This window comes from Streptomyces boluensis, from assembly GCF_009908195.1.
Lineage (GTDB): Bacteria > Actinomycetota > Actinomycetes > Streptomycetales > Streptomycetaceae > Streptomyces > Streptomyces boluensis.
The window spans coordinates 1-10,038 of sequence record NZ_JAAAHS010000284.1 but is presented as its reverse complement, the minus strand read 5'-3'; the positions used below and the strand labels follow the sequence as shown (position 1 = coordinate 10,038).

The 10,038-nt window shown below is 71.9% G+C and carries 7 protein-coding genes and 1 pseudogene; 2 read left to right on the top strand and 6 right to left on the bottom strand.

The annotated features are described in order from the left end of the window. The first annotated feature begins 153 nt into the window (after positions 1 to 153). Positions 154 to 3,684: a transcription-repair coupling factor gene (mfd, locus tag GUY60_RS27615; RefSeq protein ID WP_161702582.1), complete on the top strand. Its 3,531-nt coding sequence runs from the start codon at positions 154 to 156 to the stop codon at positions 3,682 to 3,684. Between the two features lie 40 nt (positions 3,685 to 3,724). Here mfd and GUY60_RS27610 read toward each other — a convergent pair whose 3' ends face one another. After that, positions 3,725 to 4,189, bottom strand: a complete 465-nt coding sequence (locus GUY60_RS27610) for a nuclear transport factor 2 family protein (protein ID WP_161702579.1) — start codon at positions 4,187 to 4,189, stop codon at positions 3,725 to 3,727. Between the two features lie 153 nt (positions 4,190 to 4,342). Beyond that, entirely contained in the window at positions 4,343 to 4,909 is a 567-nt protein-coding gene (locus GUY60_RS27605; RefSeq protein ID WP_161702577.1) for a TetR/AcrR family transcriptional regulator, read from the bottom strand. 133 nt (positions 4,910 to 5,042) lie between these two features. Here GUY60_RS27605 and GUY60_RS39200 point away from each other — a divergent pair. Further along, a pseudogene (locus GUY60_RS39200) lies at positions 5,043 to 5,846 on the top strand (SCO6745 family protein); the annotation flags it as partial. Between the two features lie 156 nt (positions 5,847 to 6,002). Here the strand turns inward: GUY60_RS39200 and GUY60_RS27595 are convergent. The 4 genes from GUY60_RS27595 to GUY60_RS27580 all read right to left on the bottom strand — a co-directional run. Continuing rightward, positions 6,003 to 6,815: an enoyl-CoA hydratase/isomerase family protein gene (locus tag GUY60_RS27595; protein WP_161702575.1), complete on the bottom strand. Its 813-nt coding sequence runs from the start codon at positions 6,813 to 6,815 to the stop codon at positions 6,003 to 6,005. A 165-nt stretch (positions 6,816 to 6,980) separates the two neighbouring features. Further along, positions 6,981 to 7,202, bottom strand: a complete 222-nt coding sequence (locus GUY60_RS27590; protein ID WP_055550175.1) for a helix-turn-helix domain-containing protein — start codon at positions 7,200 to 7,202, stop codon at positions 6,981 to 6,983. Between the two features lie 385 nt (positions 7,203 to 7,587). Next, positions 7,588 to 9,186: a ribosomal protection-like ABC-F family protein gene (abc-f, locus tag GUY60_RS27585; RefSeq protein WP_161702573.1), complete on the bottom strand. Its 1,599-nt coding sequence runs from the start codon at positions 9,184 to 9,186 to the stop codon at positions 7,588 to 7,590. Between the two features lie 95 nt (positions 9,187 to 9,281). Further along, a partial coding sequence (locus tag GUY60_RS27580) for a PQQ-binding-like beta-propeller repeat protein (protein ID WP_312866445.1) occupies positions 9,282 to 10,038 on the bottom strand: 757 nt, incomplete at its 5' end.

The following is a 10,038-nucleotide window of genomic DNA, read 5'->3' as shown; positions in this document are numbered from 1 at the left end:
CCGGAAAATTCAGCCCCTCCGGCGTTTGAGGAGCAGGGTCCGGGGCGGAGCCCCGCGGCGGTTCGCCGCAGCGGCGTACGCTGAAACTCCCCCCGGCCCGGTACCCGTGTCGGGCTCCTCGCGTTGCCCGCTTCCCGGACGGAAACCCCCTTCATGAGCCTGCACGGTCTGCTCGACGCGGTAGTCAAGGACACCGCTCTCACCGAAGCGGTGAAGGCCGCCACCGACGGCAACCGCATGCACATCGACCTCGTCGGCCCCGCCGCGGCCCGCCCCTTCGCCGTGGCCGCCCTCGCGCGGGAGGCGAAGCGGCCGGTGCTCGCCGTGACCGCGACCGGCCGTGAGGCCGAGGACCTGGCGGCCGCGCTGCGCTCCCTGCTCGACCCGAGCGGCGTCGTGGAGTACCCGTCCTGGGAGACGCTGCCGCACGAGCGGCTCAGCCCCCGCTCGGACACCGTCGGCCGGCGGCTCGCGGTGCTGCGCAGGCTCGCGCACCCGAGCAGCGACGGCGACCCGGAGACGGGACCGGTCTCGGTGGTCGTCGCGCCGGTGCGTTCCGTGCTGCAACCGCAGGTCAAGGGGCTCGGCGACCTGGAGCCCGTGAGCCTGCGGCACGGCCAGTCCGTCGACCTCGGCGAGACCGTCGAAGCGCTCGCCGCGGCGGCGTACTCCCGGGTCGAACTGGTCGAGAAGCGCGGCGAGTTCGCGGTCCGCGGCGGCATCCTCGACGTGTTCCCGCCGACCGAGGAACACCCGCTGCGCATCGAGTTCTGGGGCGACGAGGTCGAGGAGATCCGGTACTTCAAGGTCGCCGACCAGCGCTCCCTGGAGATCGCCGAGCACGGCCTGTGGGCGCCGCCCTGCCGTGAGCTGCTGCTCACCGACGAGGTGCGGGGGCGGGCCGCGGCGCTCGCCGAGCGCCACCCGGAGCTGGGCGAACTGCTCGGCAAGATCGCCGAGGGCATCGCCGTCGAGGGCATGGAGTCGCTCGCCCCGGTCCTGGTGGACGACATGGAGCTGCTCGTCGACGTACTGCCGAAGGGCGCGATGGCGCTTGTCTGCGACCCGGAGCGGGTGCGCACCAGGGCCGCCGACCTGGTCGCGACGAGCCAGGAGTTCCTGCAGGCCAGCTGGGCGGCGACGGCCGGTGGCGGAGAGGCCCCGATCGATGTGGGCGCCGCCTCCCTGTGGGGCATCGCGGACGTCCGGGACCGGGCCCGTGAGCTGGACATGATGTGGTGGTCGGTGTCGCCGTTCGCGGCCGACGAGGAGCTCTCCGCCGACACCCTGAAGCTGGGCATGCGCGCCCCCGAGTCGTACCGCGGCGACACCGCCCGCGCCCTCGCCGACACCAAGGGCTGGCTCTCCGAGGGCTGGCGCACCGTGTACGTGACGGAGGCGCACGGCCCCGCGGCCCGTACGGTCGAGGTGCTCGGCGGCGAGGGCATCGCCGCCCGCCTGGACGCTGACCTGGCCGAGATCGCCCCGTCCGTGGTGCACGTGGCCTGCGGCTCCGTCGAGTACGGCTTCGTGGACCCGGCGCTGAAGCTGGCGCTGCTCACCGAGACCGATCTGACCGGGCAGCGCGCCGCCGGCAAGGACGGCCAGCGGATGCCCGCGCGGCGCCGCAAGACCATCGACCCGCTCACCCTGGAGCCCGGCGACTACATCGTGCACGAACAGCACGGTGTCGGCCGCTACATCGAGATGGTGCAGCGCACCGTCCAGGGCGCCACCCGCGAGTACCTGGTCGTCGAGTACGCGCCCGCGAAGCGCGGCCAGCCCGGCGACCGGCTCTACATCCCCACCGACCAGCTGGAGCAGATCACCAAGTACGTCGGCGGCGAGGCCCCGACGCTGCACCGGCTCGGCGGCGCCGACTGGACGAAGACGAAGGCGCGGGCCAAGAAGGCCGTCAAGGAGATCGCGGCCGACCTGATCAAGCTGTACTCCGCGCGCATGGCGGCCCCCGGCCACGTCTTCGGCCCGGACACGCCCTGGCAGCGCGAGCTGGAGGACGCCTTCCCGTACGTGGAGACCCCGGACCAGCTGACCACCATCGCCGAGGTCAAGGAGGACATGGAGAAGTCGGTCCCGATGGACCGCCTGATCTGCGGCGACGTCGGGTACGGCAAGACGGAGATCGCTGTTCGCGCCGCGTTCAAGGCGGTGCAGGACGGCAAGCAGGTCGCGGTGCTCGTGCCGACGACGCTGCTCGTGCAGCAGCACTACGGAACGTTCACCGAGCGGTACGGACAATTCCCGGTCAAGGTACGGGCGTTGAGCCGCTTCCAGACGGAGACCGAGTCCAAGGCGACCCTGGAGGGACTGAAGGACGGCGCCGTCGACATCGTCATCGGCACGCACCGTCTCTTCTCCTCCGAGACCAAGTTCAAGGACCTGGGCCTGGTCATCGTCGACGAGGAGCAGCGCTTCGGCGTCGAGCACAAGGAGCAGCTGAAGAAGCTCCGCGCCAACGTCGATGTGCTGACCATGTCGGCCACGCCCATTCCCCGTACGCTCGAAATGGCCGTGACCGGCATCCGCGAGATGTCGACGATCACGACGCCGCCGGAGGAGCGCCACCCGGTCCTGACCTTCGTCGGGCCGTACGAGGAGAAGCAGATCGGCGCGGCCGTGCGCCGTGAACTGCTGCGCGAGGGCCAGGTCTTCTACATCCACAACCGGGTGGAGTCCATCGACCGGGCGGCCGCGCGGCTGCGCGAGATCGTGCCGGAGGCGCGGATCGCGACGGCCCATGGCCAGATGTCCGAACAGGCCCTGGAACAGGTCGTCGTGGACTTCTGGGAGAAGAAGTTCGACGTGCTCGTCTCGACCACGATCGTCGAGTCCGGCATCGACATCTCCAACGCGAACACCCTCATCGTCGAGCGCGGCGACAACTTCGGCCTCTCCCAGCTCCACCAGCTCCGCGGCCGCGTGGGACGAGGACGGGAGCGCGGCTACGCGTACTTCCTGTACCCGCCCGAGAAGCCCCTGACCGAGACCGCGCACGAACGCCTCGCGACGATCGCCCAGCACACCGAGATGGGCGCGGGCATGTACGTCGCGATGAAGGACCTGGAGATCCGCGGCGCGGGCAACCTCCTGGGCGGCGAACAGTCCGGGCACATCGCGGGCGTCGGCTTCGACCTGTACGTACGCATGGTGGGCGAGGCGGTCGCCGACTACCGGGCGCAGATGGAGGGCGGCGTCGAGGAGGAGCCGCCGCTCGAGGTCAAGATCGAGTTGCCGGTCGACGCGCACGTCCCGCACGACTACGCGCCGGGCGAGCGGCTGCGCCTGCAGGCCTACCGCTCCATCGCCTCCGCCAACACGGAGGACGACATCAAGGCGGTACGCGAGGAACTCGTCGACCGCTACGGCAAGTTGCCGGAGCCGGTGGAGAACCTGCTCCTCGTCGCGGGCCTGCGGATGCTCGCCCGCGCCTGCGGGGTCGGCGAGATCGTGCTGCAGGGCAACAACATCCGGTTCGCGCCGGTGGAGCTGCGGGAGTCCCAGGAGCTGCGCCTCAAGCGGCTCTACCCGGGCACCGTCATCAAGCCCACGGGGCACCAGCTCCTGGTGCCCCGCCCGAAGACCGCCAAGGTCGGCGGCAAGCCGGTCGTGGGTCGCGAACTCCTCGCGTGGGTGGGGGAGTTCCTCACCACGATCCTCGGGTAACTCCTCGGGTGGCGAGGCCTCCCTGCACCCCCAGGCCCGGTCAGACCGTGGGGGTGCAGGCCGCCGCGACCGACACGCTGTTCTCGTACAGGTGGTGCCGGATGACGCGGCCGCCCTCGACGGTCAGGCGCAGCGCGAAGGGGCCCTCGAAGGACTTGCCAGTGGCGCTGACCGTGCCCGAGAGGTGGCCGAAGAGAACGGCGTCGGCGCCGTCGACGAGGAAGGTGTCGACGGAGGCGCGGCTGTCCTCGCTGACGGTGTACCCGGCCATCTCCTCGGCCTGCGTCGCGCACTCGGCACCCGTGGTGCGCGGCCGGATCCACGGGACGACGGGGTTGTCGGCGAGCAGCCAGTCGACCTCGTCGGCGAAGATCTCCACGAGCCGGCCGGTGTCCCCGGCGATCCGGGCGGTGAGGAACTCCTGCACGACGGCACGGGTCGCATCGGCCTGTGCGGCTGAACTCGCGCCGTTCACGGGGGAGTTGGTGGCGGTCGTGGCAGTCATGGCGCACTCCTCGGAGGTCGGTCGGGCGGCTCGCTGTTCTGTGACCGATCATGCGGGGGAGCGGTCGGGGGGTCGATTACCCGCGGGGTAATACGTGCGGCCGTACGGTTCCGAGGCCTTGTGGGCGTGGTCGTACCGCCCTGTGCGCGCCGGCTACCCGCCCTGGAACAGCAGCCCGGTGAGGTCCCGGAACATCTCCTCCGGATCCCGGTCGCCCAGCGGCCCTTCGAGGTTGCCGCCGAGCAGCAGCGTTGCGAAGCCGTGGGCCAGCGACCAGGCGGCGACCCCGGCGAGGCGCGCGTCGTCCCCGCGCCCCGACGCCGCCAACCCGGCGACGCCCGCCCGTAGTTGGTCCCCGGCACGTTCGCGGGCGGCGAGGAGTTCCGGGTCGTCGGCGCGCAGCAGTTCGGGCGCGAACATCACCTGGAAGTGCGCCGGGTGCTCGCGGCAGAAGCGCACGTACCGCACGCCCCGTTCGTTCAGCTCGGGCGTCTCGGCGAGGGCGTCGGCGAGTAGCCCGTACCCCTCCGCGGCGATGGCGGTGAGCAGGCCCGTGCGGTCCTTGAAGTGGTGCGCGGGCGCGGCGTGCGAGACGCCCGCGCGCCGGGCCAGATCGCGCAGGCTCAGCGCGGCGGGCCCGGACTCGCGGATCGCGTCGAGCGCGGCGGTCAGCAGGGTGCGGCGCAGGTCGCCGTGGTGGTAGGCGCGCTGTTCGGTCATGGTCAGCAGGCTACGCCCGATCTAGGCATTGACAAGTTCTGGTGCGGGCGCGCAATCTAGACAGTGACAAGTTCGCAGTGACAAGTTCATTCGCAGTGACAAGTTCAATGGGCCCGCTGTCCCGGGAGGCGTCATGCCGGAGCTGTACATCCACGCCGAGCAGGCCGCTGGGGGCTTCGAGCCCTCTCGCGCACGGCAGTTGTGGCACCTGCTCGAACCGCTGCACGCGGTGCTCTACTACGCGCCGGAGGCCACCGAGGAGGCCGCCGCGCTCGGCTACGACACCGCGGAGCGCTGGCCCGGCTACTTCGCCTACCGCGCGGCGCCGCTGGGTGCCGCGAGCCGGGAGTCGGTGCGGGACACCTTCCACAGCTTCGCGCCGGGCATGGTCGCCGCGTACGTACCGGCCGTGTGGGACGTGGCGCCGCCGGAGGCCGTCCTCGACGCGCGACGCCGCGCCGTCGACCGGGCGCTGCGCGCGCTGTTCGGTGCCGCCGTCGACAGCCCGGACCTGGCGGAGGCGGCCGAACTCGCCCGCCGCGCAGCCGAGGCCGCGCACGCCGACTCCGTGGCCCGCCCGCTCGCCGCCGCCAACGCCGCGCTGCCATGGCCGGACGCGCCGCACGAGGTGCTCTGGCACGCGGCGACCGTGCTGCGCGAGCACCGCGGCGACGGGCATGTGGCCGCCCTGCGCGCGGCGGGGCTCGACCCGGTCGAGGCGCTCGTGTCGTTCGCCGCCGTCGGCGCCGCCGCGCCCGCGACCTTCGCGAGCCGCGGCTGGAGCCCCGACGAGTGGACGTCCGCCCGCCAACGCCTGGTCGTACGCGGCCTGTTGGAGTCCGACGGTACGGCGACGGAGGCGGGCCGCGCGCTGCGCGCCGAGGTGGAGCGGCGCACCGACGAACTGGCCGTGGCGCCCTGGCAGTCGCTAGGGGACGTCTCCCCGATCTTTGCGGGTCCACGACGCCTGGCACGCACTCTCGCCGCACGCCCGAATCACCCAAGTACGTCCAGTACGAGGGCAATCCGGGCGCACGCCGAGAGCACGCACCAGACGCCGCGGCCTGATCCGCAAAGATCGGAGAGACGCCCCCTAGTCCCCGAGCCCCGCGAGGTCCCGCAGGCGGCGGCCCTGGGCGGCGCGCTCGGCGATGCGCTGGTCCTCGTACGAACGGGTGACGGCGCCCTGCAGCAGCGCCTTGGTCTCGATCACCGCGTCGCGGGGCGCGGCGAGCAGCGCGGCCGCCAAGTCGCTTGCGGCGGCGTCGAGTTCGGTGCCCGGGACCACCAGGTTGGCCAGACCGATCCGCTCGGCCTCCTCGGCGTGCACGAACCGTCCAGTGGCGCAGATCTCCAGGGCGCGGGCGTACCCGACCAGGGAGACGAGGGGGTGCGTGCCGGTGAGGTCGGGCACCAGGCCGAGGCTGGTCTCGCGCATGGCGAACTGCACGTCGTCCGCCGCGACCCGCAGGTCACAGGCGAGCGCGAGCTGGAAACCGGCGCCGATGGCGTGGCCCTGGACCGCGGCGATGGTGATGAGGTCGCTCCGCCGCCACCAGGTGAACGCCTCCTGGTACTCGGCGATGACCGCGTCGAGCTCGGCGTCGTCGCCGCGCGCCATATCGAGGAACGACGGCTCGCCGTCGAAGCCCTCGGGCGTGAACGCCTGCCGGTCGAGCCCCGCGGAGAAGGACTTGCCCTCGCCGCGCAGCACGACGACCCGCACACTGCCGGGCAGCGCCCGTCCGGCCTCGGCCAACGCCCGCCACAGCGCGGGACTCTGGGCGTTGCGCTTGTCCGGATTGATGAGCGTCACCGTGGCGGTCGCGTCGTCGACGGCGAGTCGGACGCCGTCCTTCGCGAACACTTCGGTTCCGGCGGTGTGCTGGGGGTCGGGCGAAGCCATGCGGTGCCTCCGATGGGGCTGCGGTCGACATCTGCCTCGGGCGGAACGCGCCGGACGCGGACGTCCTGTGCGTACACCTGTCAGCTAAGTGACTGCACAGTAACCACCCGGTCGATCACGGGATCGACCGGGTGGGCACCATCGAAGTGGATGAGCGGCCCGTGCTCAGCCGGCGGCGGCCTTCTTGCCCCGCGTCGCCCCGCCGCGTCCCCGCAGCGTGACTCCGGATTCACTGAGCATCCGGTGCACGAAGCCATAGGAACGGCCCGTCTCCTCGGCGAGTGCCCGGATGCTCGCACCGCCGTCGTACTTCTTCTTCAGGTCTGCCGCGAGCTTGTCGCGCGCGGCGCCGGTTACCCGGCTGCCCTTCTTCAGAGTCTCGGCCACCCGTGCCTCCTCGTGGGAAGTGCGCTCTGGACTTCTCATGATCACCCCTCAAGAGCGTCCTGGCCACCCATTCGGCAAGGTCCGTGAGACGAGGTTCACGCCAAGGCCGGCGCCTGACACGAGCGGAATGCCCGACTCCGGGGCGCGCGGCGGGTACGGCCGAACGGGTGTCGCGACGAAGTGCCAGGTCAGCGACGTGCGCCCGGCCGTCAACCGACGACCGGGCGCACAGCCACGAAATCCGTGTACGACACACCTCGGTACGAGGCGATCTCACTCAGATGAAGGATCACGCGTCCGGCGAATGATCCATACGGAGTTGATCAGGGTGCCCCGGCCGTGCCGGAGGCGGTCCCGGAGGAAGTCCCGGAGGCGTCGCGGAGGCTCAGGCGAGCGCGACCAGGTCCGCGTAGTCGGCGCCCCACAGGTCCTCGACGCCGTCCGGGAGCAGGATGATCCGCTCCGGCTGGAGCGCCTCGACGGCGCCCTCGTCGTGGGTGACGAGGACGACGGCGCCCTTGTAGGTGCGCAGCGCGCCGAGGATCTCCTCGCGGCTGGCCGGGTCGAGGTTGTTGGTGGGCTCGTCGAGCAGCAGCACGTTCGCCGACGAGACGACGAGGGTGGCCAGGGCGAGCCGGGTCTTCTCGCCACCGGACAGGACGCCCGCGGGCTTGTCCACGTCGTCGCCGGAAAACAGGAACGAGCCGAGCGTCTTGCGCACCTGGACGAGGTCGAGGTCGGGCGCCGCCGAGCGCATGTTCTCCAGGACCGTGCGCTCGGGGTCGAGGGTCTCGTGCTCCTGCGCGTAGTACCCGAGCTTGAGGCCGTGGCCCTCGATGACCTGGCCGGTGTCGGGCTTCTCGGCGCCGCCGAGGAGGCGCATGAGCGTGGTCTTGCCCGCGCCGTTGAGGCCGAGGATGACGACGCGGGAGCCCTTGTCGATGGCGAGGTTGACGTCGGTGAAGATCTCGAGCGAGCCGTACGACTTCGAGAGGCCCTCGGCCATCAGCGGCGTCTTGCCGCACGGCGAGGGGTCGGGGAAGCGCAGCTTGGCGACCTTGTCGTTCTGGCGCACGTCCTCCAGGCCCGCGAGGAGCTTGTCGGCCCGCTTGGCCATGTTCTGCGCGGCGACGGTCTTGGTGGCCTTGGCCCGCATCTTGTCGGCCTGCGAGTGCAGCTGGGAGGCCTTCTTCTCGGCGTTCTGCCGCTCGCGCTTGCGGCGCTTCTCGTCGGACTCGCGCTGCTGCTGGTACAGCTTCCAGCCCATGTTGTAGACGTCGATCTGGGAGCGGTTGGCGTCCAGGTAGAAGACCTTGTTGACGACCGTCTCGACCAGTTCGACATCGTGGGAGATGACGATGAAGCCGCCGCGGTACGTCTTGAGGTAGTCCCGCAGCCAGACGATGGAGTCGGCGTCGAGGTGGTTGGTCGGCTCGTCGAGGAGCAACGTGTCCGCGTCCGAGAAGAGGATGCGGGCGAGCTCGACGCGACGGCGCTGACCGCCGGAGAGGGTGTGCAGCGGCTGGCCGAGCACCCGGTCGGGCAGGCCGAGCGCGGCGGCGATGGTGGCGGCCTCGGCCTCGGCGGCGTACCCGCCCTTGGTGAGGAACTCGGTCTCCTGGCGCTCGTACTGCTTGAGGGCCTTCTCGCGGGTGCCGCCCGAGCCGTTCGCGATGCGCTGTTCGTTCTCCCGCATCTTGCGGATGAGGGTGTCGAGGCCGCGGGCCGAGAGCACCCGGTCGCGGGCGAGCACGTCGAGGTCGCCGGTGCGCGGGTCCTGCGGGAGGTAGCCGACCTCGCCGGAGCGGCTGATGGTGCCGCCGGCCGGGGTGCCCTCGCCTGCCAGGCACTTGGTGAGCGTGGTCTTGCCGGCGCCGTTACGGCCGACCAGGCCGATGCGGTCGCCCTTGGCGATACGGAACGAAGCGTTCTCGATGAGGATGCGGGCGCCGGCGCGCAGCTCGATGCCGCTTGCGGTGATCACGGACAGACTCCAGGCAGGTGGGAAAGGACGGCGGACGGGCGGAGGCGCTGGTCGACGCCGTCTAATGCACAAGGAGAATGGCCATACGGGCAATTCTAACGGTGGTGTGCAACCACTTTTTCCGGCGCCTGGGCGGTACCCTGCGCGGCCGCGGCGCCGGGCAGCGCGTTGCCGAGCGGCTTGCGCCCGGGGGCGATGCGGCCCAGGTCGTCCACCGCGGTCAGCTGCTCCGGCCAGGCGCTTGTGGCCGCGCCGCAGGGCTGGGCGACGAGCAGCGCGGGCCCGTGGTGCACGGCCCGGCTCGGCTCGAAGGCGCAGCCGGGCTCGGCGGGCAGCACCCAGCGCAGGTCGCCGTCGGCGGTGCGGTAGGCGGCGATACGGCGCGGGGTGACAACCGCCACCATGCGGGCGCGCGGGTCGAGGGTGCGCAGCACTCCGGCGCCGCCGCGGGCCTCGGGGGTACGCAGCCAGTCCGCGCCCGCGGGGATCGCCCGGTGCCAGCGCACGGACCGGCCGGTGCGGCGCTCGGTGTCGGTGACCAGGCCGTCGTCCCAGAGCGCGAGGGCGTGGCCCGGTGTGGGCAGCACGGCGAGCGGGCGGTGCCCCACGCGCGCGTGCGTCCAGCGGGCCCGCCCGGTACCGGGGTCGTACGCCTGCAGGGTGCGGCCGCGCGTACGCAGTGCGGGTTCGGCGGCGGTGTCGGACTGCACGCGCGCGTGGACGGTGAGGCGGTCGCCGTAGGGCGCGGGGCGCGCGTGCTGGCCGGCGGTGACGAGGGGCACGGCGAACAGGGCGAGCGAGGCGAGGAGAACGGGCAGGGCGAGGCGGGTGTGGCGGCGCGCGGGGTGCGGT

Bases quoted from the DNA above. Each gene is read 5' to 3' on its own strand.
- mfd (WP_161702582.1), top strand. From the start codon at position 154: ATGAGCCTGCACGGTCTGCTCGACGCGGTAGTCAAGGACACCGCTCTC.
- GUY60_RS27610 (WP_161702579.1), bottom strand. From the start codon at position 4,189: ATGACTGCCACGACCGCCACCAACTCCCCCGTGAACGGCGCGAGTTCA.
- GUY60_RS27605 (WP_161702577.1), bottom strand. From the start codon at position 4,909: ATGACCGAACAGCGCGCCTACCACCACGGCGACCTGCGCCGCACCCTG.
- GUY60_RS27595 (WP_161702575.1), bottom strand. From the start codon at position 6,815: ATGGCTTCGCCCGACCCCCAGCACACCGCCGGAACCGAAGTGTTCGCG.